Below are 22,775 nucleotides of genomic sequence, written 5' to 3'. Positions count from 1 at the left end.
CTCACGTGTCTCGTGCGACACGCCTGTCCCACAGCCTCGGGGCCGGTGGGGCAGGCGCGGCACACGGGAGACGCTGGGGTTCAGGCGGCGACCGCCTGCGCCTGCTCGCGGGTGCGGTCCTCGCTCCGCTCCGCGTCGCCACCGCGGGTGAACAGCCGGTCCAGGGCCAGGGCGCCCGGACCGGTGAAGACCAGCAGCAGGAAGACCCAACCCTCACTAGTGCTTGCAAGTTCAACATTCTGTCGACTGGCTGAAAGTTTCCTGGTCGTCGACGGTCAGGTGCTGCTCCAGAACCGTCTCCAGCTGCACCCCCGCGGCCCTTTCCTTGGCCTGAACCAATGTCAGCGCAGCTTTCCGGCCATGCAGCGTCAGTGTCATCAGCTGGTTGCCGAACCATGGCCCGCCGGTCTTCCGCCACCGGATCGGTGCCGGGCCCGTCCGCCCGTGCCGCGCCAGCAGCCGCCCGAGCAGGCGCCCCGCCCCGCTCCAGCCGAAACGGAATCCCGCTCTGAGCGGTCCGGGGACCGCGTTGTGGACCGGAGAGCAGGTCAGCTGCAGGATCCGCGCCCCCGGGGCGTCGTCCGGCGCGTCGGCGGGCCAGGCGGGCTCCGCGACGTACGCATGGTGCACATCGCCCGACAGCACGCAAACCGTCGCCGGGGCGTCCGGACCGCTCCCCGCCGTCCGGATCAGCTCCGTCAGCCGGCGGAAGGAGCCGGGGAAAGCGGCCCAATGCTCCAGGTCGGAGCGGCGCCGCAGATTCTCGCCGAACCGCGCCCACCGCCCGTCGGGGCCGCCGCGCCCGCCCCGGCACAGCGCGGCGTTCCACGCCTCCGCGTCATGGACGAGCGGTGGCAGCAGCCACGGCAGCGAGGTGCCGATCAGGAGGTGGTCGTACGAACCCGGGTCGGCGAGGGCCTCCTCGCGCATCCAGCGCTCCCCTTCCGCGTCGAGCATCGAGCGGCGCTGCTCGTCGAGTACGCGGGCTGCCCGGGTGTCCACCATCAGCAGCCGTACTCGGCCGAAAACACGTCGGTAGCTCCACCGGGCGCGCGTGGGGTCGGCGTCCGCCTCGGCGGCGAAACGCCGCAGCGTCTCCGTACCGTCCGGGTCGGCGCGTACGGCCGCGTACAGCGGGTCGGCGGCCAGGGCGGCCGGGGAGAGGTTGCCGAGGTGTTGATAGACCCAGTACGACGCCAGCGCGCTGACGATCCGCTCGTGCCACCAGGGGGTGGCCCGGACGGCGGCGAGCCAGGCCGCGCTGGTGTTCCAGTCGTCCACGACGTCGTGGTCGTCGAAGATCATGCAGCTGGGCACGGTGGAGAGCAGCCAGCGCACCTCGGGGTCGCGCCAGGACTCGTCGTAGAGGCAGGTGTACTCCTCGTAGTCCGCGACCTCGGCGCCGGGCGGCTCGCTCAGGTCCCGGCGCACGGCGAGGCGGCGGCGGGTCGCCTTCGATATCTCGTCCGCGTACACCTGGTCGCCGAGGAGAAGCAGTACGTCGGGGCGCACGGCGCCGGGGTCGGCGGCGAGCCGGGCGGCCAGGGTGTCGAGGGCGTCGGGGCCGGCGGCGTCCCGCTCACCGGGCGGTGGAGCGGCCCATCGGCAGGAGCCGAAGGCGATCCGGACGGGTGCGGGCCCCGCGTCCTCCCCGGCCCCGCCGTGGGCCGTCGAGGGTGTGGTGATCGTGCTCGCGGGGAACGGGGAGTCCTCGAGCGGCCAGACCCGTCGGCCGCCGAGCAGCACCTCGTACGCCGTGGTAGAGCCCGGCGTCAGTCCGGTGACCACCACCAGCGCATAGTGGTGACCGGCGATCGCGAAGGTCGGGGACGAGCCCGACGCGCCGTCCGCGCAACGGACTTCGGCCGTGGTCGGCCGGTCGGCCTCCACCCAGACGGTCGCGGTGGAACCCGTCTCCCAGTCGACGTACCGCAGCAGTGGTCCCAGGCGCAGCCCGGCCATGAGGTGCCCTCCTCGCGTCGTTCCGTACGGATGGAGTCCCCGTCCGCGCGGGGGAGAACCCCCGTTCCGTACAGGCAGGGGCTCCGTACCGTACGGAACGGCGGGGGAGGGCCCGGCGGTTCCGGTCAGCAGCCGTTCAGGACCGACTGGAGGGCACTCTTCTCCGCGGAGTCCACGGTCAGGCCGTAGTAGTGCTTCACATGCACCCAGGCGCGCGCGTAGGTGCAGCGGTACGCGGTGCGCGACGGCAGCCACGTCGCGGGGTCCTGGTCGCCCTTGGACTGGTTGACGTTGTCCGTGACGGCTATGAGCTGAGGACGCGTCAGGTCGTTGGCGAACGACTGGCGCTTGGCGGTGGTCCAGCCGCTCGCGCCCGACCGCCAGGCCTCGGCGAGCGGAACCATGTGGTCGATGTCCAGATCCGAGGCGGCGGTCCAGGTGGCGCCGTCGTACTGCGAGTACCAACTGCCGCTGACGGCCGAGCAGCTGGAGTTCTGCGTCACGTTCGTACCGTCCCGCTTCAGGACGACCTCACGGGTGTCGCAGGCACCCGACTGGGTGATCCAGTGCGGGAACAGGTCCCGGCTGTAGCCGGACGACGAGCCTTCCGCCGAGACGGTCAGCTCACTCAGGTAGGTGCGCGCGGTGGACGCGGCGACGGGGGTGGGCATGGCTGCCTGGGCGGCGGGCGCGGTGAGCAGTCCACTGGTTGCCGCAAGTGCGGCGGATGCGACGGCAATGCCGATGCGACGCGCGTAGATACCTGACATGCGAACTCCCTTGATGTGGGGGGACTTGGACGGGGGACGGTGAGGCCCGGCCATCGTGGCGGCGCAGGGTTTCCGGGGGGTGGGTGCCAGGTAACAGAGTGGCGACATGCGCACGTCACATCAAGGGGTACGACCGACAGGGCTGATGCTTCGGCAACTCGGCGGTCCGTAAGCCCTGTTCGCCCGGGATGTCGGGGCAGGACCGGATTATGGTGGCCGCGTGCTGCTACCGGTCACCATCACGCTCGGGGTCGTCCTCGCGCTGCTGCTCGCGGCGGCTGCCGCCGTCGCCGCCCTGGCCTCGCTCGGCCGGTCACGCGAGATCGTCCTGGCCGGGCTGCGGGCCGCGGTCCAACTCGCCGCCGTCTCCCTGCTCATCGGCTGGGTGGTCCACTCGCTGCCTGCACTGCTCGGATTCGTGGCGCTGATGTATGCGGTCGCGGTCCGGACCGCGGGGCGCCGGATCACCAGGAATCGCACGTGGCGGTGGGCGGCCCTGCCGATCGCGGCGGGGGTCGCACCGGTGGTCGCCGTCCTCCTGCTCACCGGACTCCTGCCGTTCCGTGGCATCGCGTTGATCCCGGTGGCGGGCATTCTCATCGGAGGTGCGCTCACCGCGACCGTGCTCGGCGGACGGCGCGCGCTGGACGAACTCACCATGCGGCACGGGGAGGTGGAGGCGGGCATGGCGCTCGGGCTGCTCGACCGCGACGCGCGGCTGGAGATCGCGCGGCCCGCGGCGGCGGACGCGCTGCTGCCAGGCCTGGACCAGACACGCACGGTGGGGCTCGTCACGCTGCCGGGGGCGTACGTGGGCATGCTGCTGGGCGGCGCCTCACCGGTTCAGGCGGGCGCCGTGCAACTGTTCGTGCTGGTCGCGCTGATGGCCGTACAGGCGGTGGCTGTCGCGACGGTCCTCGAACTCGTGGCGCGAGGAAGGATGTACCGGGACTGAGTCCCGGGAGCGGACGGGAGCGTGGCAGGCGATCCTCAGAGCGCGCTGATGTGCAGGTGGATCGAGCCGTCGGCCGATGCCTCCACCCGGATCTGCGTCAGATCCTCGACGTGCGCATCCGGCGCCAGCGCGGCGGCGCGCGGGCCGACACCCACGACGCGCATCCCGGCCGCCCTGCCCGCCGTGATGCCCGCCTCCGAGTCCTCGAACACGATGCAGTCGGCCGGCGCGAAGCCCAGCTCGGCCGCTCCCTTGAGGAAGCCCTCGGGGTCGGGCTTGCTGGCGCCGACGGACTCCGCCGTGACGCGGACGTCCGGCATCCGCAGGCCGGCTGCCGTCATCCGGGCCCCGGCCAGCGCCGTGTCCGCCGAGGTCACCAGGGCATGCGGGAGGGCGGCGATCGCGTCCATGAAGGCAGGGGCGCCGCCGATCGGGACCACGCCGTCGGTGTCGGCGGTCTCCTCGGCGAGCATCACCCGGTTGTCCGCGTAGTTCTGCTCCATCGGGCGGTGGGGGAGGAGCACGGCCATCGTGGCGTACCCCTGGCGCCCGTGGACCACCTTGAGTGCGGCCTCGGGGTCCAGGCCCTCCCGCAGGGCCCACCGGCGCCAGCAGCGTTCGACCACGGCGTCGGAGTTCACGAGGGTGCCGTCCATGTCGAGCAGGAGGGCACGGGCAGTGAGGACGGTGGCCGGCATCGGCGGGCTCCAGGGCGCGGGGGGAAGAGAACAAGTAGCCCCGCCCGCCGGTCAGGGAGTACGGGCGGGGGCTACTTTGTTCCATCACGATACAAAAACCTGTCCGGGAAAGCCAATCGTCACAAGTCGCCCTTGCCGGCAGGCCGTGTCGTCAGGAGCGGCCGCGGCCCGTTGTCTCCGCCTCCAGAGCCAGCCGGGTGTTCGGGCCGTAGACGCCGCTCGGATCGCCCTCGACCGGCTTGCGCGACTGGTAGGAGCTCACGGCGCGCTCGACCTGGTCCGAGTAGATGCCGTCGTCCGGCCCCCAGTACTGCCACACCTCCCGCAGCCGCCGCTGCAGCTCGGCCACCGCGGGGCCGTGATCGCCGAGCTGCAGCGTGCGGCCGTGCGCCTTCGGGGTGGATGTGGCCGACGGCGTCCCGGCGGACTCCCCGGCGGAGGCGGTGGCCGACGGAGCGGCCGGGCTCGACGAGGTGGCGGAAGCGGTTGCGGATGCGGAGGGAGAGGACGAGGCGCCCGTCGACGGCGAGGCGGAGGCCGACGATGAGGCGGAGGCCGATGCCGACGCGGACCGGGATGCGGACGCCGACGCCGACGCGTCGGGCCCGGCGGGTGCATCGGTGGCGGTCGGCACCACGGTGCCCGGGAGAGTCTGCTCGCGGTCGGTGTCCGCGTCCCCGTTGAACAGCCCGCCGGCGAACGCCGCTGTGCCCACCACCGCGACCACGGCCGCGGCCACGGCGAGCGCCGCGAACGGGCGACGACGGCGTGGCTGCACCGGATCGACGGCGCCCACGGCGTCCAGGGGGTTCGTGGCGCTCATGGCATCCATGGCCTCCGTACGGGGCTCGCTCGCCCCGGTTCCCTCCGTCGGCGCAGGCGGTGGGCCCGCCATCGCCGCCCGGTCGAGGAACAGCGGCATCGTCATGGCCGCGTCGCTCCCCGCCGGTGTGCCGGCCGCCGCCTCGTCGTCCCCCAGTGTCACGTACGGCCGGATCCGCAGCGGATCGAAATCCTCCGCCGCCGCTGTCTCCGCCCGCTCCGCGGCCCGTCGTGCCGCCCGCTGCGCGCACCCGCATCCGGGCCCTGCGGCGAGTCCTGCGTCCGGTCTCTTCGCCGATCCGCTGTCCGTACCGCACTCCGGGCAGATGTGTCCGGTCATCGTGGGTCCCCTCCCCTTGAACTGCCTGCGATTATGCAGCCCGCCGACGTGACGCCCCAACAGGCCATAACCGTCCACTACGTCCAGGATGGGGATGTAGCGGACCCGAGGAGAGTTTTATGGCCAACCAGCTGAGCAGCGCCCCGGCCCTGGCCCCCGGCGAAGGCCGCTCCCAGCGGACGATCCTGGTCGCCATCGGCGCCCTGCTCCTCGGCATGCTGCTCGCCGCACTCGATCAGACCATCGTCTCGACCGCCCTGCCGACCATCGTCAGCGAACTCGGCGGCCTGGAGCATCTGTCCTGGGTGGTCACCGCGTATCTGCTCGCGTCGACCGCCGCGACCCCGCTCTGGGGCAAGCTCGGTGACCAGTACGGGCGCAAGAAGCTCTTCCAGGTCGCGATCGTCATCTTCCTCATCGGCTCCGCGCTCTGCGGCGTCGCCCAGAACATGCCGCAGCTGATCGGATTCCGAGCCCTCCAGGGCCTCGGCGGCGGCGGTCTGATCGTGCTGTCGATGGCGATCGTCGGCGATATCGTCGCACCCCGTGAACGCGGCAAGTACCAGGGTCTGTTCGGCGCGGTCTTCGGGATGACGAGCGTCCTGGGACCGCTGCTCGGCGGATTCTTCACCGAGCAGCTCAGCTGGCGCTGGGTCTTCTACATCAACCTGCCGATCGGCGTCGTCGCGCTGCTCGTCATCGCCTCCGTGCTGCACATCCCGGTCCGCCGGACCAAGCACACCATCGACTACCTGGGCACCTTCCTCATCGCCGCCGTCGCCACCTGTCTGGTTCTCGTCGCCTCCCTGGGCGGCACCACCTGGGCGTGGGGTTCGGCGCAGATCATCGGGCTCGCCGTCCTCAGCGTGCTGCTGCTGATCGCCTTCGTGCTCGCCGAGCGGCGCGCCCCCGAGCCCGTACTGCCGCTGAAGCTGTTCCGGATCCGGACGTTCAGCCTCGTCGCCGTCATCAGCTTCGTCATCGGGTTCGCGATGTTCGGCGCGATGACCTATCTGCCGACGTTCCTGCAGGTCGTGCACAACATCACGCCGACGCTGTCCGGTGTGCACATGCTGCCCATGGTCGTCGGCCTGCTCCTCACTTCGACCGTGTCCGGCCAGATCGTCAGCCGCACCGGCCGCTGGAAGGTCTTCCCGATCCTGGGAACCGGCATCACCGCGATCGGTCTGATGCTCCTGCACCGGCTCACGGAGTTCAGCGGCACCTGGCAGATGAGCGCCGACTTCTTCGTCTTCGGTGCCGGGCTCGGTCTGGTGATGCAGGTTCTCGTGCTGGTCGTGCAGAATGCCGTCACGTACGAGGACCTCGGCGTCGCCACCTCGGGTGCCACGTTCTTCCGCTCCATCGGCGCCTCGTTCGGTGTCGCCGTCTTCGGCACGATCTTCACCAGCCGGCTCACGGACAAACTCGCCGCGGCGCTCTCCGGCGTCGCCCTGCCCCCCGGCGTGGACGCCGGCCGGCTGGCCGCCGATCCGCGCGCACTCTCCCAACTGCCGCCCGCGCTGCGGGCGCCGGTGCTCCATGCGTTCTCGACGTCGATCACCGATGTCTTCCTGTACGCCGCCCCCGTCGTCCTGATCGCCTTCGTCTTCGCCTGGTTCCTCAAGGAGGACAAGCTGCGCGGCTCGGTCACGGCCCCCGACAGCACCGAGACCCTGGCGTCGAACCCGGTCGAGCGTTCCTCGTACGACGAATGCGCACGGGCGCTGTCGGTGCTCGCCACCCGCGAGGGGCGACGCGATGTCTACGTGAAGATCACCGAGCGTGCGGGGTACGACCTGCTGCCCGCGGCGAGCTGGATGCTGCTGCGCATCAAACGGCACGGCGCCGTCGAACCCGGGTTGCTCGCCGACACCGTCCCGGTGCCGCTGCGGGTGATCAGCGATGCGGCGCGGCAGCTGGAGGAGCGGGGTCTGGCCCGGCGCGAAGGGGTCCAGCTGGTGCTCACCGACAAGGGCTCGGAGGCCGTCGTGAAGCTCTCGGAGGCCCGCGAGGCGTCGCTGGCCGAGCTGTTGGGCGACTGGTGGGGGCCGGAGCGCCCGAGCGACCTGGTCAAACTGGTGGCGGAGCTGACTGCCGAGACGTGCGGATCGCGTGAGGAGCAGCCGCACGGTCCGGGGCCGAAACGGGACCACGCGGCCTGATCCGCGCGGGCCTCACGGGGCATCGCGACCGGGGTGTCCGGGGCCGGCTCACAGCTCCTTGGCGAACCAGTGTTCCGCGTACTGCCGCCGGTGGAACGCGGGTACCTCCCGGTAGCCGTGCTTGGCGTACAGCCCACGCGCCTCGACCAGGTCGTTGCGGGTGTCGAGCCGGATCCGCCGTATGCCGAAGGCGCGTGCCGCGCTCTCGATGGCCGTCAGCAGCAGCCCGCCGCCACCCGTACCGCGGTACTCCGGGCGTACGAACACCCGGGTCAGCTCGGCCACGTCCGCGTCGACCAGCAGCAGCCCGGCGCAGGCCGCCGGCTTTCCGCCGAACCTGCCGACGACGAATGCGCCGGTCGGCGGGGTCAGCCGGTCGGCGCCGTCGTCGGCGAGCCCCTCGTCGATCTCCTCGGAGGTCGCGGGCCGCTTCCAGTAACGGCTGGCGACCTCGTCGTAGTAGTCGCGGCGCAGCGCGGTCGAGTCGGGGGAATCGAAGTGCTCAGGGGTCACGGTCCAGGCCATGCGGTCATTGTGGCTTGTGCATGCTCGGAAGCCGAATGGATTGACCGGCGGTGGATCCCCGTACCGCGCATCACCCTGCGTGCGACTGTTCGAGATCTCTTTCTTTACCGGTTCTCATGTCTCACCGGATCTCACGCAACGGCGGCGGGACGGTGACCGGCGGCGGGGGCACCACCGGTCGTCGGCGCCGCGCAAGAGCCACCAGGAGCGCCACCGCGGCCGCCGACAGTGGGGCGCCGAGGACGGTCAGCAGCCAGGCGGGGATGCCGGCCACGGTCAGCAGTTCGTTCCGGTACGTCATCGTCCGGTACGGCGTGTCGGCGGCGGTCGCGCGCAGTTCGTGATCGCCGTTGATCAGCTCCGGGCGCGGGAACGACTGCTCGATCGCGGTGATGAACACCGGTTCGCCGCCCGTCAGCTTCCCGATCGCCCTCGTCGGTGTGGCGGACGCCGGGGACGCGGAAGACGTGGAGCCCGGTGGGGCGAACCTCTGCGCGTACGTCACCCGGGGCGCCTCCCCGCCGATCGGGCTGCTCGGTTCCATCCGGTGGGCGGCCAGCACGTACAGACCCAGCGACTGCGGCGTCGAGGCGAGCTTCGACAGCCGCATCGGATAGACGAGCCGGTCGCTGGCGAAACTCAGCCGCAGCGGGTCGAGCCGGCCCCTCAGCAGCGCGTCCTCGTCGCGGGGCGCGAGGCGCACCGCCACGTACTCCCACTTCCGGTCGACGTACGGCTGCAGCGCGGTCGCCAGCCGGTCGGGCAGCTCGAAACCGTTCTGCCGCAGCCAGTTCTGCAGCGCCTCGGGGTCGGTCGCCGTCAGGCGTGCCACATCGAACGGGCCGAGCCGCTCCCGGCCGACGAGCTCCACCGGCGGCGCACCGGCAGCGGACGGCGCGGCGCCGCTGCTCGCGCCGTCGCCCGGACCGGCGAACGGCCAGTCCCCGGAGCGTGGCCAGAAGTAGTGCCGGGTGGCCAGGACGGGCGCGGTGAGGGTCTCGAGCTCGGAGAAGAGCGCCGGGTCGCCGAGCTCGACGGAAGCGCGGTGCGGCACGGGCATGATCCAGGCCGCGTCGGGCGCGTTCCCGCGGACGGTCAGGCGCATGACGATCTGTTCGGTGCGGCCGTCCCAGTCGACCACCGAGGTCTCCCGGTCGACCGAGACGTGCGTCTGCCGGCCCGGCACCATCGCCCCGCAGCCGCAGGCGTACGCCGGGCTGATCAGTGATCCCAGCTGGAGCGACACCAGCATCAGCAGCACGGACAGCGCACGGACTCCCCACGCACGGCGGGTCCCCCACGCATCCCGTTGCCTCCACGCGTACCGCATGACTGCGTTCCTCCCCCGAGACCGTCGTGACCCTGCGCCCGCGATCACGGGGACAGACGTGCGGGCGAAGAATCCGGTTCCGCTCGCTGTGTCGGGGCGGTCGGCGGCCGGTCATTCTTTCGGACAAAAGCAGCAGAATGGCGGTCAGGCGGCGAAGGGGTTGATTGTGTCTATCTCATAGCGCAATGCGAAGGTTTCACAGCGCGTCCTGGGACGAGGACAGCGGATGAACAGTGGGAGGTTCGGCGCAGCGTGGCGAACGCGGAGCACAGAGTGCACGGAAACGCGGCAACGGGGGCGAGGACCGGGGCTGCCCGGGCAGTGCTCTGGCTGGTGGTCGCCCTGCTGGCAGGACGGCAGATGGCGGTGGTGCTGCAGCAGCCGCCCGGGGAACGGCTCACCGATCTGGAGACCTGGATCGGTGAGCACGGCGTCCTGCACGTGACGGGGTCGCTCTACGACAGCGACCGCTTCACCGGCACCCCCTTCGCCGGACTCGTGCTGAAGCCACTGACCCGTACGGCCGAGCAGAGCCTCGGCGTCGCCTGGACCTTCGGTTCGCTGCTGCTCGTCGCCGCGCTCGGCCTCGTCGCGGCCCGCGCCCTGCCGGGGCCCGTCTCCCGGCGTACCGCCCTGCTGGCCGCCCCTGTCGCGATCAGCCTGCTGATGCTGTCCCTGCCGGTCCGCAACGCCCTCCAGCTCGGTCAGACCAGCATTCTGCCGGTCCTGCTGGTGCTCCTCGCCTGTTTCGCGACCCGTGGGGAACGCGCGTCCGGCGTCCTGATCGGGATCGCGGCCGCGCTCCAGCCGACCGTGCTGCTCTTCGCCGTCCTGCTCCGCCTGACCGGCCGCCGCCGGGCAGCGGCGACCGGTGCTGGCGCCTTCGCCGCCTGCACCGCGCTGGCCTGGGCCGCGATGCCGCAGGACTCGTGGACGTACTGGGTGCACCATGTCGCGGGCGCCGGGCTCGGCGACGGGACGGACGGCCTCGCCAACCAGTCCCTGCACGGCGCGCTCCTGCGTCTCGGTCTGGCGGGTCCGGCCGAGATCGTGGTGTTCCTGCTGCTGGCGGCCGCGGTCTGCTGCGTCGGGCTGCGGCGCGCTGTGCGGTACGCGAACGACGGCCAGCTGCTCCTCGCCGTCGCCGTGACCGGCTGTGTCGCCGTCGCCGTCTCTCCGACGGCCTGGCAGCACCAGCTGCTGTGGGTGCTCCTCGCGGTGGTCGGCCGGGCCGGCGAGCGGGCCTGCGACCGACTGGTGTGGCCGGCCATCGTTGTGCTCGTGATCACGCTGCCGGGGAAAATACTTCTGCCGAACACCGCGGCCGCCTTGCCGCTACGGGACAACGTGCTGCTCATCGCGGCGCTCGGCGCGGCCTGTGCCGCCCCGTTCCTGCCGCGCACCTCCCCGTACTGGCAGCGGCCGATCCCCACGGACTACGCCACCCCGGTCCCGGCCCGCTGGGGTCGCGTACCGCTGCTGCCGTTCTGGCAGCGTGTGCTCAGCCGCCCCAACCTGCTGCTCGAACTCCTGCTGATCCGGGTCGTCTACTCCGCCTACGCGCAGGTCAGACTGGCGGCAACGGCCGGACGTCCCGCCGCGGAGAAGCACGGCAGGCAGATCCACTCGCTCGAACGGTGGCTGCACATCGACATCGAGCAGTGGGCCAACCACGCGGTCGTCCACATCGGCTGGCTGAAGGCCTTCTTCGACTACTACTACGCGACGTTCCACTTCATCGTGCCGCTGGCGATCCTCGGTGTGCTGTACGTGCGACGCCCCGCGGACTACCGCTGGGCCCGCTCCACCCTCGGCTTCGCCACCCTGGCCGCGCTGCTCGGCTTCTGGCTCTACCCGCTGGCCCCGCCGCGGCTGATGCCGGGTCTCGGCTTCATCGACACGGTCCACGGTGTGCAGGACTTCGCGAAGCCGGACTACGGCGCGCTCACCTCGATGACCAACCAGTACGCCGCGATGCCCTCGCTGCACTTCGGCTGGTCGCTCTGGTGCGGCGTCATGATCGTGCTGATGGCACCGAAGCCGTGGATGAAGGCGCTGGGGCTGCTGCACCCGCTGTTCACGGTCTCCGCGATCGTGGCCACGGCCAACCACTGGGTGCTCGACGCGGTGGGCGGGGCGCTGGTCATCGGGCTCGGCTTCGCGCTCACGTACGTCCTGGCGGGGCCGCGCACGCTGCGACCGATGGTGGCGGCGGGGGCGACGGCAGAGGGAGGACGAGGCGTGCCTGCGGCGGGAACGGCCAGGGAGAGGACCGGCGAGACGGTGAGCAGTACCGGCTGATTCCTGTGCGGCCGGCCGCACGCGTGCCGAAGGGGTGCCGGACGACACGTTTCGTCCTGGCACCCCTTCGGCGTGGATCGCCGCTTACCCAGCATCCGCCTCTCCCCGGCGGTCCGCCACTCGAACAGCTCAGAGACGGTCAGTGGGACGGTCCGAGCGCCCAGGTGGCGAACGTGAGCGTGCCCATGGACACGAACGTCGAGGCGACGACGGAGTTGCGGGCGAGTCCGGCGTCCAGGCCGTACTGACGGGCGTAGATGAACGCGTTCTGGGCCGTCGGCAACGCGGAGCACAGCACCACGGCCAGCAGCTGATGATCCGGCAGGTGCAGCAGCGGGCCACCGACGAGGAAGGCGATCAGGGGCTGGACCAGCGTCTTCAGTACGACGGTGACCCCGACCTCCGCCCGTTCCCCGGACGGTGTCCGTTCCGTCGCCGCTTCGTCCGCCGCCTCTGATGACGGCTCCGCCGCCGCCGGGCGGCCGTTCAGCGACAGACCGAGGGTGATCAGGGCGGTGGGCACGGCGGCCGCACCGAGCAGGTCGCAGGAGTGCGCGAGGGCGGCCGGCAGACGCAGCCCGAGCGCGGAGACGGCGACGCCGAGCATCGAGGCCATGATGATCGGGTTGCGGACCGGCATGGTCAGCATGCGTCGGAGCGTGACGCCCTTTCCGGATCCGGCCCGCGTTCCCGTGTCGAGGAGCGTCAGGATCACAGGGGAGACCAGAAGTACCTGGAACAGGATGATCTCGGCGACGAACGATGCGTCGCCGAGCACCTGAACCGCCACCGGGATACCGAGATTGGCGGAGTTGACGTAGCCGGACGCCATGCTGCTGATCGCCTGGTCGGCCGTCCTGCGGCCGAAGAGGCGCCGGGCCAGCACGAAGCCGAGGGTGCTGACGAGCGCCGTGCCCGCCCCGAAGGCCACCATCGAGACGTTGGCGAACGCGTCCAGCCGCGCCACCGAGACCATGGTGAACAGGGCGGCGGGCATGGCCACATGGAAGACGAACCGGCCGAGCACGGCCTCCGCCTGCGCGCCCAGGAGACGGCTGCGGCCGACCACGTAACCGATGGCGGTGAGCGTCCAGATGGGGGCGAAGCCGGAGAGCAGGGCGTGCATGGACGCCATGATCCCGGTACGGCGGCGTGCCTCGGCGGTCGGGGTGCCGGGTGCGCGGACGGGCGGCGGGGGCCGGGGCATGGGAGGGACGTCCCCCGCCGCCCATGGATCCGCGGGCGGTCAGCCGTCGGCTGTACGAGCCTTCCCGGCCGTGCTGACCTGGAGTTGTTTGATCCCGTTAAGCCAGGCGGAGCGCAGCCGCCGCGGGTCGCCGACCAGCCGCAGATCGGGCAGCACGTCGGCGATCGCGTCGAAGATGAGGTTGATCTCCATGACCGCGAGGGACTTGCCGAGGCAGAAGTGCGGCCCGCCGCCACCGAAGCCGAGATGGGGATTGGGGTCGCGCGAGATGGTGAAGGCCTCCGGGTTCTCGAAGACCTCGGGGTCGTTGTTCGCGGAGGAGTAGAACAGCCCGACCCGGTCCCCCTTGCGGATCCGCTGCCCGCCCAGCTCGACGTCCTGGATGGCGGTCCGCTGGAAGGAGACCACGGGGGTGGACCAGCGCACGATCTCCTCGGCGGTCGTCTCCGGGCGCTCGCGCTTGTACAGCTCCCATTCGTCGGGGTGGGTGAGGAAGGCGTGCATGCCGTGGCTGATGGCGTTACGGGTGGTCTCGTTGCCGGCGACGGCGAGGAGGATCACGAAGAAGCCGAACTCGTCGGAGGAGAGGTTGCCTTCGCCCTCCGCGGCGACCAGCTGGGAGACGATGTCCTTGGCCGGGCACTCCTTGCGCGCCGCCGCCAGGTTCATCGCGTACGAGACGATTTCCATCGCCGCCTCGGTGCCGACATCCTCGGTGATCGCGTACTCGGGATCGTCGTACGCGGCCATCTTGTTGGACCAGTCGAAGATCTTGGAGCGGTCCTCCTGCGGGACGCCGATGAGCTCGGCGATGGCCTGGAGCGGCAGTTCGACGGCGATGTTGGTGACGAAGTCGAAGGATCCGTCGTCGCCGGCGGAGGCGAGCGCCGTCTCGACGATCGAGCGGGCGCGGCTGCGCAGCGCCTCCTCCAGTGACCGGACGGCGCGGGGTGTGAAGCCGCGCTGGACGATCTGGCGGACCCGGGTGTGCTCGGGCGGGTCCATGTTGAGCATGATCAGCTTCTGGACGTCGATCTGGTCGCGGCTGATCGACTCGTTGAAGCGGATGACGGCCGTGTTGGTGTGGGACGAGAACAGTTCGGGGTGTGTGGAGACGTACCTGACGTCCGCGTGCCGGGTGACCACCCAGTAGCCCTCGTCGTCGAATCCGGAGATACCGGCCGGCTGGGTGCACCACCAGACCGGGGCGGTTTCCCGCATCCGGGCGAACTCCGGGTGGGGGACGCGGGATTGGAGCAGGTCGGGGTCGGTGAAGTCGAACCCTTCGGGCAGATGAGGGCAGGGCATCGGCAACTCCAGGTCTAACCGAGGGCCGCCGAAGCCATGTCTGACGACCCATCAGAAGGTGCCCGAAAGGTAGTAACGAGTTCTACAACTGGCAAGAGCCATGGTCGGATCCATTGTGTGAAGAGTCGGTGCGCTCGGCCGAAAGCGGGCGCAAGGTGCGTGCACGGCTCTTGCGTACCGGGGGTAAGTCTCACCAGACTGCTGGCAGAACTAGAACGCGTACTAGTTCCTTCCGTGGGCCCCGGGACGCCCCTGCGGAAGTGCGAGGAGAGGACGAGCTCATGGCCGCGGAACCCGTCATCGTCGAAGCCGTACGCACCCCCATCGGCAAGCGCGGAGGCGCGCTCGCCAATCTCCACCCCGCCTATCTGCTGGGCGAGACCTACCGTGAACTCCTCGGCCGCACCGGCATCCATGCCGACTGTGTCGAACAGATCGTCGGCGGCACGGTCACCCACGCCGGTGAGCAGTCCATGAACCCGGCACGCAACGCCTGGCTCACCGTGGGACTCCCGTACGAGACCGCCGCCACCACCGTGGACTGTCAGTGCGGCTCTTCGCAGCAGGCCTCCCACATGGTCGCCAACATGGTCGCGGCCGGCGTCATCGACGTCGGTATCAGCTGCGGTGTCGAGGCCATGTCGCGCGTACCGCTCGGCAGCGGCTCCAAGCACGGCCCCGGCAAGCCCTGGCCGGACGAGTGGAACGTCGATCTGCCCAACCAGTTCGAGGCCGCCGAGCGCATCGCCCGCAAGCGCGGCCTCACCCGCGAGAACGTCGACTCGCTCGGCCTGATCTCGCAGGAGCGGGCGGCCGTCGCCTGGGCCGAGGAGCGGTTCAAACGGGAGACGTACGCGGTCCAGGTGCCGACCACAGAGGAGGAGCAGGCGGCCGGGCAGGGCATGTGGCGTCTCGTCGACCGGGACGAAGGGCTGCGGGACACCACCATGGAGGGGCTCGCCCGGCTCAAGCCGGTCATGCCCACCGCGGTCCACACCGCGGGGAACTCCTCGCAGATATCGGACGGCGCCTGCGCGATCATGTGGGCCTCCAAGCGCATGGCGCGGGCACTCAAGCTCAGGCCGCGCGCCCGGATCGTCGCCCAGGCGCTGGTCGGATCCGACCCGCACTTCCACCTCGACGGGCCGATCGACGCCACCCGTGCGGTGCTCGGCAAGGCAGGCATGTCGCTCCGCGACATCGACCTCGTGGAGGTCAACGAGGCGTTCGCCTCCGTGGTGCTGAGCTGGGCGCAGGTCTTCGAGCGGGACATCGACGGACTCGAGAAGGTCAACGTGAACGGCGGGGCCATCGCGCTCGGTCACCCGGTGGGCGCCACCGGGGCCCGGCTGATCACCACGGCGCTGCATGAACTGGAGCGCCGGGACAAGGAGTTCGCGCTCATCACCATGTGTGCGGGTGGGGCGCTGGCCACCGGCACGATCATCCAGCGGCTGTAGGGCGGCACCTCGGCCGGGTTCCGGGCAGGGCGAAGGCCCCGACCGGAACCCGGACGCTGTTGGTAAATCCGCCCCGCTGGATCTCATCCAGTGGGGCGGAGTGCTGCGAAGGGTGAGACGCGGGTGCGGGCGAGGGGTCTGCCGGTGAGCCAGGCGTCGAGGCGGGCGAGGTTGATGGCGGCGCCGGTGAGGTGGTGCTGGAGCCGGGTTTTCGCGAGGCCGCGGTAGCGGGATCTGCGCATGCCGAAGGCCTGGACGCCTTGGGAGATGGTGCCCTCGACGCCAGCGCGGTGTCCGTAGCGGCGGCGCCAGTGGTCGGTGTCCTGCTCGATGCGGGTTTGCTGGAGGATGTCGTGTTCAGTGCGGGGCCGCAGGGTGAGGTTGCGTCCGGTCTTGGCGCTGGTGCACGAGGCCCGCAGTTCGCACGGTCCGCAGTCGCGGACGGCAAAGCGGATCCGGGTCACCGGGGTGCCGCGATGACTTTGGGCAGCACGCCACTCGACGCTGGTCCTGCCGCCGGGGCAGGTGGCGGTGTGCTCGTCCCAGTCGATGGTGAAGCGGGTGTTGTCGAAGAAGTTGCCGCTCACCTGTTCCCGGTTGGTGATCTTCCCGACCGGTCCGACGAGGCCGATGCCGTGGTCGCGGCGGGCGTGGTGGATCTGCTCGGCATCGACGTATCCGGCGTCCACCAGGTGTTCGTCCGGCAGCAGGTCGCGTTCGGCCAGGGCAGTGTGGATGTCCTCCAGGACGGCGTCGTCATTGACCGGTGCCGGGGTGGTGTGGATGTGAGTGATCAGGTGCGGGGCGTCGGGCTCGCAGGTCTCGCTGAGGTGGACCTTGTAGCCGGACCAGCCCAGATCCCGTTTCGCTCCGGTCCTGGCATCGGGCTCGTGCGGGGTGCGTAAACGGATCAGGCCGGGCGGGAGGTTCTTCGGCTCACGCCAGCGCACGGCACCATCAACGTGCTGGAACTGCTGGACCCAGGTCTTGCGCAGGAACTCCGCCGCGGGCAACACCCGCAGTCCGGGCGGCGCCGAAGCCGACCAGAGTGCTTGAAGCAGGATCATGCCATCTGCCCCGCACTGGTCGCCGTGCTCGACGCGGGCCGCCCACCGGGAGGGGAAACGGCTGTCCTCCGGCCGGGCCGAGTAGCGGTCGAACCACTCCGGTGCCGCCAGTGCCACCAGCCACTCCCCGGCCGTCTCGGCGATCTGGTTCAGCGCCGTGCGCAGTGTCTCGACCACGAACTCCAGCCGGTTCAAATCCCTGGTCGCCGCCAGCACGTGGGTGGCATCCGTGCGCTGCCGCTTGCCCGCCTTGACCAGCCCGGCCTCCCTGGTCGCCGTCAGCACCGCGTCGAACACCGACCGGCCCGCATCGTCGTCGGCCAGCCGGGCCCGGAACTCACTGAGCACGGAGAAGTCGAAGCCGGTATCGGTCAGCTCCAGTGAGAGGGCGTACTTCCAGTCCAGACGCGAGCGGACCGCGTGTGCGGCCTGCCGGTCGGTCAGACCCTCCGCGAACTGCAACACCGACACCAGCGCCAGTCGCGCCGGCGATACCGCCGGCCGCCCCCGCGCCGGAAACAGCTCCTCGAACTGGGCATCCTCGAAGACCGGCCCGAGCACGTCCCGCATCCGCATCGCCAGGCACCCCTTGGGAAACACCGCTTGCGCCACCCGCGCGGTGTCCTCCGGGATCTCCGCCAACTCCGACCCACGCAACGACACGAACCCACCCCTGAACACGACGACGGCCTGCACAACCCCAACGGGATCGTGCAGGCCGTCGTCACGCAGCCCCCGGATTTACCAACAGCGTCCGGAACCCGGTCGGGGCCTTCGCGCGAAGCCGCTCTGCTGCCGGCTTAGTACCAGTGGTTGGCCTGCCAGAACGACCAGGCGGCACACGGGCTGCCGTAGCGGGAGTTCATGTAGTCCAGGCCCCACTTGATCTGGGTCTTGGGGTTGGTCTTCCAGTCGGCGCCGGCCGAGGCCATCTTCGAGCCGGGCAGCGCCTGGACCAGGCCGTAGGCGCCCGAGGACGCGTTGGTCGCGGTGTGGTTCCAGCCGCTCTCGTGCGACACGATGTTGCTGAAGCACTGGAACTGCGCCTCGTTGCCGATCATCGACTTCGCCATGCCCTGAGCACTGGAGGGCGCAGCCATGGCCGGGGACACGCCGAGGGCCAGGCCGGTGGCGCCGAGGAGCACGGCGGCGCCGGCGACGGCGGTCTTGCGGCGGGGGGTGCGGGGCTGGGCGAGGAAGGTGCGGGCGAACGACACAGATGAGCCTCACTGTCGGGTACAGGGGAGTCGCGGACCGGTCCCAAAGGTGCGGGGACCAGTGCTCGTTGTCCACGAGACGTTCCGGAGAACGCTGCGGTGCTCGGCGACGTGACCAGTGTTAGCCGTGGGGTTCAACCAAGGCAATGACCCCCAAAACGGCCTCGCCTAGCATTCAGGGTCAAAAGTCCCGAACCCGCATAAAAGACTCCATAGCAGGTCGGAGGGGGTGAAGTGGGCTCCAGGTGCGGGGAAAACATCTACTATCCCCGTTGGTGGAGGACTAAGGTCCTGTGGGACCCTTCACGCCCTCGGGACCCTCGAATGTGACCTGGGCCTCGAAGGATGCGCGGCGCGTGGCCCGGCGCAGCGCTTTCAGCAGGGTCGGGCCGATGGCCAGGGTCAGGACCGTCGTGAGCACCGCCCGGCCCAGGTCCCAGCCCAGCGATGTGGCCAGGCAGTAGGCGAGGAAACGGACCAGGTTCTCGGACAGCGGGTCACCGGGATGGAACGAGACGCCCGAGCTGGGTCCCGGCACGATCGTCCAGCCGGCCAGGTTCATCACCGTGCCGTACGCGAACGCCGCGACGCCCCCGTACGCACCGAGCATCAGCAGCTCGGCCCGCCCGCGAAGCCGGTCCGGGCCCGGCAGCAGCCCGGCGCCCATCGTGAACCAGCCCATCGACAGCATCTGGAACGGCATCCACGGGCCCACCCCGCCGGTGAGCAGGGCCGACGCGAACATCGTCACCGAGCCGAGCACGAAGCCGAAGCCGGGACCGAGCACCCGGCCGCTCAGCACCATCAGGAAGAACATCGGCTCCAGCCCTGCGGTGCCCGCACCCAGCGGGCGCAGCGCCGCGCCGACCGCGGCGAGGACCCCCAGCATCGCCACGGCCTTCGCGTCCATGCCGGAGTCCGCGATCGTGGCGACGACCACACCGACCAGGAGCGGAAGCAGCGCGGCGAACAGCCAGGGGGCGCCCTGGGACTGGGTGAGACCGGAGTCCGGGCCGGCGAGCAGCGGCCAGCCGATGGCGACGACACCGATCGCGCCGACGACGAGGAGCGCGGCGATCGCCCGGGGGCCCAGCCGCACGGGACGGCTCCGGCGGCCGCTCATACGGCGGCCTCCAGCGCGCCGCGCACCTGCGCCACGGTCAGCCACTCCTGCGGCGCGAGGATCTTCGCGGTCTGCGGCGAGAACGCCGGCGACGAGACCACCACCTGCCCGGTCGGCCCGTCGGCGACGATCTCCCCGTCGGCGAGGATCACCACCCGGTGGGCCAGCTCGGCGGCGAGCTCCACGTCGTGCGTGGCCAGGACGATCGCATGGCCCCCGGCCGCCAGGGCGCGCAGCACACCGACCAGCCGGGCCTTCGCCGCATAGTCCAGACCGCGGGTCGGCTCGTCGAGGAGCAGGAGCGGGGGCCGCGCGGTCAGCACGATCGCCAGGGCCAGGGCGAGCCGCTGCCCCTCGGAGAGATCGCGCGGGTGGGTGGCGTCCGGTACGTCCGGCAGCAGCTCGGAGACCAGGGCCCGGCAGCTGCCCGGCGCCGCGCCCGCATCGGCGTCGGCCGCCGCGCACTCGGCGGCGACCGTGTCCGCGTACAGCAGATCGCGCGGTTCCTGCGGTACGAGCCCGACCCGGCGCACCATGTCGCGCGGATGCGTACGGTGCGGGGCCAGGCCGCCGACGCGGACCGTGCCGGTGGTGGGCTCGATCATCCCGACGAGGGCGGCGAGCAGGGTGGACTTGCCCGCGCCGTTGCGGCCCATCAGGGCGACGGTCTCGCCGGGCGCGACGCAGAGCGTCACCCGGCGCAGCGCCTCGACGCGCCCGCGCCGCACCCCCAGGCCCTCGACCCGGGTGGTCGCTTCCGCCACAGCGTCGGGAGCGGACCGGGGAGCGGGCGTGCGCAGGCGCCCGAACAGACCACGGCGTACGGGAGCGGCCGCGGGCAGCGGCGCCGGGGCGGCGGGCACCGACGGAGCGGACGGCGGCGGTCCGGCCGAGGCCAGCCGCTCCCGCAGAGCCGCCGCCCGGCGCCGTGCGTCGCGCACCGACAGCGGCAGCGGATCCCAGCCCTCCAGCCGCCCCAGGGCGACCACCGGCGGATGGACCGGGGACACGGCCATGACGTCGGTGGGCGCACCCATCACCGGCGCCGCGCCCGGGGAGGGCAGCAGGACGACCTGGTCCGCGTACTGGACCACGCGCTCCAGCCGGTGCTCCGCCATCAGGACCGTCGTGCCCAGGTCGTGCACCAGCCGCTGGAGCACCGCGAGGACCTCCTCGGCCGCCGCCGGGTCCAGTGCGGACGTCGGCTCGTCGAGGACCAGGACCTTGGGGTGCGGGGTCAGCACCGAACCGATCGCGACCCGTTGCTGCTGGCCGCCGGAGAGCGTGGCGATCGGCCGGTCGCGCAGCCCGGCGAGACCCAGCAGATCGAGGGTCTCCTCGACGCGCCGCCGCATCACGTCCGGGGCGAGCCCCAGCGACTCCATGCCGTACGCCAGCTCGTCCTCGACGGTGTCGGTGACGAAGTGGGAGAGCGGGTCCTGCCCCACCGTGCCGACCAGATCGGCGAGTTCGCGTGGTTTGTGGGTACGGGTGTCGCGGCCGTCGACCGTCACCCGGCCGCGCAGCGTGCCGCCGGTGAAGTGCGGTACGAGACCGGAGACGGCGCCCAGCAGCGTCGACTTGCCGACCCCCGACGGGCCGACGAGCAGCACCAACTCGCCCTCGGGGATGGTCAGATCGACTCCGGACAGGGTCGGCCGCGCCGCGCCCTCGTACTGCACCGAGACCTGCTCGAACCGGATCACTGGTCCTCCTCCGAGTCCGCGGCGGCCACCACGGACGGCGCGGGCGCCACCGCCGCGGGCAGCAGCCCGATCAGTACCGCCGCCGCGGGCCACAGCGGGAAGACCGGCGCCGTCGGCGGTACGACACCGGGGTGCAGCGCCGCCGTATCGGCACTGCCCGCCCAGATCATCGCTGCCGCGACCACCGCACCCGACCCCGCCACCAGCCACGCCCTCGCTCCCCACCGGTCGGGCCGGTAGCGGGTACGGACCGAGCGGGCACCGCCCAGCCGCAGCCCGGTCATCGCGGCGACGAGCCCGGCGAGCAGCAGCGGCAGTCCGTACACCGCACCCTGCGTGGCCAGCAGGCCGTACGTGCCGGCGCAGACCCCCAGCAGCCCGCCGAGCGTAAGGATGTTCGTGGTGCGCCGGACGGCGGGCGGGACCTGGGCCGTACGCCCGTATCCGCGCGCGTCCATCGACGCCGCCACTGCCACCGAGCGTTCCAACGCGCCCTCCAGCACCGGCAGTCCGATCTGCAGGACGGCCTTGATGCCACCGGTCGGGCGGCCCCGCAGTCTGCGTGCGGTGCGCAGCCGCACCACATCGGCGACCATGTTCGGCGCGAACGTCATGGCGACGACCACGGCGACCCCCGCCTCGTACAGCGCACCCGGCAGCGACTTGAGCAGCCGGGCCGGATTGGCCAGAGAGTTCGCCGCGCCGATGCAGATGAGCAGGGTGGCCAGCTTCGCCCCGTCGTACAGCGCGAACAGCATCTGTTCGGCGGTGACCCGGCCGCCGATCCTGACACCCTGCGCCCAGTCGGGCAGCGGGACTTCGGGGAGGGTGAACACCGTGTGCGTACCGGGGATCGGCGAGCCGAGGAAGACGGAGAACAGCAGCCGCACGCCGACGACGAACAGCCCGATCCTGATGAACGCCCCGTACGAACGGGCCCATGGCGCATCCGTCCTGCGGACCGCCACCACATAACCGGCCACCCCCACCAGCAGCCCGAGCAGCAGCGGATTGCTGGTCCGGGACGCGGCGGTGGCCAGCCCCAGCGCCCACAGCCACCACGCCCCGGCGGGCAGGGCGTTGCTACGGGTCGCCAGGGGGGCGCGCAGGGCACGGCCCGACCGGGCCGTGCGGGGGGAGGCGTTCATCCGCGGCGGCGGCGGGCCTGCACGACGGCGGCGATGCCGAGAAGAAGGACGGCGGCGACCCCGGCGAGCACCCCGGCGGACGGACCGCCGCCGTTGCTTCCCCGGTGGGCCGGGGCGGACGGGCTCGCAGGCGGCTGCGACGCACGGCCGGCGTGCCCGCTGCCGGATATCTGCTCGCCGCAGCCCGACGCCGGATAGCCGGAGATCGCGCAGAGCAGTGCGTTGCTGTCGTAGCGCAGCGGCTTGGCCACCGAGGCGAGGGCCTCCGCGGTGCTCGCGTCCTCGGCGACCCGGGCGCATGCGGTGCGCAGCGCGGGCGGTGTCTCCCCGTCCGGGGCGTCCGTCGCGGTGCCCGGGTCGATGACGAGCGCGACCCGCTTGGTGCCGTCCTCGGCGGGGGTGTCCGCGCAGATCTCCCCGAAGCCGGGGGCACGGCGCGGCTTCGCCGAGTCCTGGGAGTCCTCGCTGACCGAGAAGCGGAAGCCCTGCACCGCGCCGTCGTCGGGCCGGATCAGCGAGGGGCCCTGGGTGGCGTACGCCCAGTCCGTCCCCCGGCCCTCCCAGAACGACCAGTAGCGGTAGCCGGCCGCGTGGGCGGTGCCCGCGCCGAGCACGGTCAGGGCGACGCCGAGGACGAGCAGCAGGGCCGCGGCCCCCCGCCCGCCGATCGG

The 22,775-nt window shown here is 71.5% G+C and carries 17 protein-coding genes and 1 pseudogene; 4 read left to right on the top strand and 14 right to left on the bottom strand.

The window, feature by feature from the left end; genetic code table 11:
• Positions 1 to 231 precede the first annotated feature (231 nt).
• Both LRD69_RS08780 and LRD69_RS08775 read right to left on the bottom strand, forming a co-directional pair.
• Positions 232 to 1,962, bottom strand: a complete 1,731-nt coding sequence (locus LRD69_RS08780; RefSeq protein WP_277325994.1) for an alkaline phosphatase D family protein — start codon at positions 1,960 to 1,962, stop codon at positions 232 to 234.
• 125 nt (positions 1,963 to 2,087) lie between these two features.
• The gene (locus tag LRD69_RS08775) at positions 2,088 to 2,732 is read right to left on the bottom strand and encodes an HNH endonuclease family protein (RefSeq protein WP_277325993.1); all 645 of its coding nucleotides are present in this window, start codon (positions 2,730 to 2,732) and stop codon (positions 2,088 to 2,090) included.
• Positions 2,733 to 2,952: 220 nt separating this feature from the next.
• Here LRD69_RS08775 and LRD69_RS08770 point away from each other — a divergent pair, with 220 nt between their 5' ends.
• Positions 2,953 to 3,687: an ABC transporter permease gene (locus LRD69_RS08770; RefSeq protein WP_277325992.1), complete on the top strand. Its 735-nt coding sequence runs from the start codon at positions 2,953 to 2,955 to the stop codon at positions 3,685 to 3,687.
• Between the two features lie 35 nt (positions 3,688 to 3,722).
• Here LRD69_RS08770 and LRD69_RS08765 read toward each other — a convergent pair whose 3' ends face one another.
• Together LRD69_RS08765 and LRD69_RS08760 are read right to left on the bottom strand one after the other, a co-directional pair.
• A complete protein-coding gene (locus LRD69_RS08765; RefSeq protein WP_277325991.1) occupies positions 3,723 to 4,385 on the bottom strand; it encodes an HAD-IA family hydrolase in 663 nt (220 codons plus the stop codon).
• A 151-nt stretch (positions 4,386 to 4,536) separates the two neighbouring features.
• Positions 4,537 to 5,547: a peptidoglycan-binding domain-containing protein gene (locus LRD69_RS08760; RefSeq protein ID WP_277325990.1), complete on the bottom strand. Its 1,011-nt coding sequence runs from the start codon at positions 5,545 to 5,547 to the stop codon at positions 4,537 to 4,539.
• A 116-nt stretch (positions 5,548 to 5,663) separates the two neighbouring features.
• Here LRD69_RS08760 and LRD69_RS08755 point away from each other — a divergent pair.
• Positions 5,664 to 7,712, top strand: a pseudogene (locus LRD69_RS08755) (DHA2 family efflux MFS transporter permease subunit); the annotation flags it as partial.
• 48 nt (positions 7,713 to 7,760) lie between these two features.
• Here the strand turns inward: LRD69_RS08755 and LRD69_RS08750 are convergent.
• Both LRD69_RS08750 and LRD69_RS08745 read right to left on the bottom strand, forming a co-directional pair.
• Entirely contained in the window at positions 7,761 to 8,237 is a 477-nt protein-coding gene (locus LRD69_RS08750) for a GNAT family N-acetyltransferase (RefSeq protein ID WP_277325989.1), read from the bottom strand.
• 121 nt (positions 8,238 to 8,358) lie between these two features.
• Complete coding sequence (locus LRD69_RS08745; protein ID WP_277329674.1) at positions 8,359 to 9,489, bottom strand: DUF2330 domain-containing protein; 1,131 nt, start codon at positions 9,487 to 9,489, stop codon at positions 8,359 to 8,361.
• Positions 9,490 to 9,888: 399 nt separating this feature from the next.
• Between LRD69_RS08745 and LRD69_RS08740 the strand changes: the two genes are divergently transcribed.
• Positions 9,889 to 11,868 (top strand): phosphatase PAP2 family protein, encoded by a 1,980-nt coding sequence (locus tag LRD69_RS08740; protein ID WP_277329673.1) that lies wholly within the window; start codon positions 9,889 to 9,891, stop codon positions 11,866 to 11,868.
• Positions 11,869 to 12,007: 139 nt separating this feature from the next.
• Here the strand turns inward: LRD69_RS08740 and LRD69_RS08735 are convergent, their stop codons facing one another.
• Together LRD69_RS08735 and LRD69_RS08730 are read right to left on the bottom strand one after the other, a co-directional pair.
• Positions 12,008 to 13,075 carry an AEC family transporter gene (locus LRD69_RS08735; RefSeq protein ID WP_277325988.1) on the bottom strand — a complete coding sequence of 356 codons (1,068 nt, stop codon included), beginning with the start codon at positions 13,073 to 13,075 and terminating at the stop codon, positions 12,008 to 12,010.
• 39 nt (positions 13,076 to 13,114) lie between these two features.
• A complete protein-coding gene (locus LRD69_RS08730; protein WP_277325987.1) occupies positions 13,115 to 14,383 on the bottom strand; it encodes a cytochrome P450 in 1,269 nt (422 codons plus the stop codon).
• A 281-nt stretch (positions 14,384 to 14,664) separates the two neighbouring features.
• Between LRD69_RS08730 and LRD69_RS08725 the strand changes: the two genes are divergently transcribed.
• Entirely contained in the window at positions 14,665 to 15,843 is a 1,179-nt protein-coding gene (locus LRD69_RS08725; RefSeq protein ID WP_277325986.1) for a steroid 3-ketoacyl-CoA thiolase, read from the top strand.
• 83 nt (positions 15,844 to 15,926) lie between these two features.
• On the opposite strand, the gene LRD69_RS08720 is transcribed toward LRD69_RS08725, so the two are convergent.
• The 6 genes from LRD69_RS08720 to LRD69_RS08695 all read right to left on the bottom strand — a co-directional run bounded on the left by LRD69_RS08720 (position 15,927) and on the right by LRD69_RS08695 (position 22,772).
• Positions 15,927 to 17,573, bottom strand: a complete 1,647-nt coding sequence (locus LRD69_RS08720) for an IS1182 family transposase (RefSeq protein WP_277325985.1) — start codon at positions 17,571 to 17,573, stop codon at positions 15,927 to 15,929.
• A gap of 137 nt (positions 17,574 to 17,710) precedes the next feature.
• Complete coding sequence (locus LRD69_RS08715) at positions 17,711 to 18,127, bottom strand: transglycosylase SLT domain-containing protein (RefSeq protein ID WP_277325984.1); 417 nt, start codon at positions 18,125 to 18,127, stop codon at positions 17,711 to 17,713.
• Positions 18,128 to 18,410: 283 nt separating this feature from the next.
• Positions 18,411 to 19,250, bottom strand: coding sequence for an ECF transporter S component (locus LRD69_RS08710; RefSeq protein WP_277325983.1), 840 nt, complete (start codon positions 19,248 to 19,250; stop codon positions 18,411 to 18,413).
• Entirely contained in the window at positions 19,247 to 20,956 is a 1,710-nt protein-coding gene (locus LRD69_RS08705) for an ABC transporter ATP-binding protein (RefSeq protein ID WP_277325982.1), read from the bottom strand. The genes LRD69_RS08710 and LRD69_RS08705 overlap by 4 nt, the downstream gene beginning before the upstream one ends.
• Complete coding sequence (locus LRD69_RS08700) at positions 20,953 to 22,104, bottom strand: energy-coupling factor transporter transmembrane protein EcfT (RefSeq protein WP_277325981.1); 1,152 nt, start codon at positions 22,102 to 22,104, stop codon at positions 20,953 to 20,955. Before LRD69_RS08700 ends, LRD69_RS08705 begins: the two co-directional genes overlap by 4 nt.
• Entirely contained in the window at positions 22,101 to 22,772 is a 672-nt protein-coding gene (locus LRD69_RS08695) for an SCO2322 family protein (protein WP_277329672.1), read from the bottom strand. The genes LRD69_RS08700 and LRD69_RS08695 overlap by 4 nt, the downstream gene beginning before the upstream one ends.
• Positions 22,773 to 22,775 lie beyond the last annotated feature (3 nt).

The sequence above is a fragment of the Streptomyces sp. JH14 genome (assembly GCF_029428675.1).
GTDB lineage: Bacteria > Actinomycetota > Actinomycetes > Streptomycetales > Streptomycetaceae > Streptomyces.
Note: the sequence above shows the minus strand (reverse complement) of the source record. Positions and strands in the feature narration are given on the sequence as shown.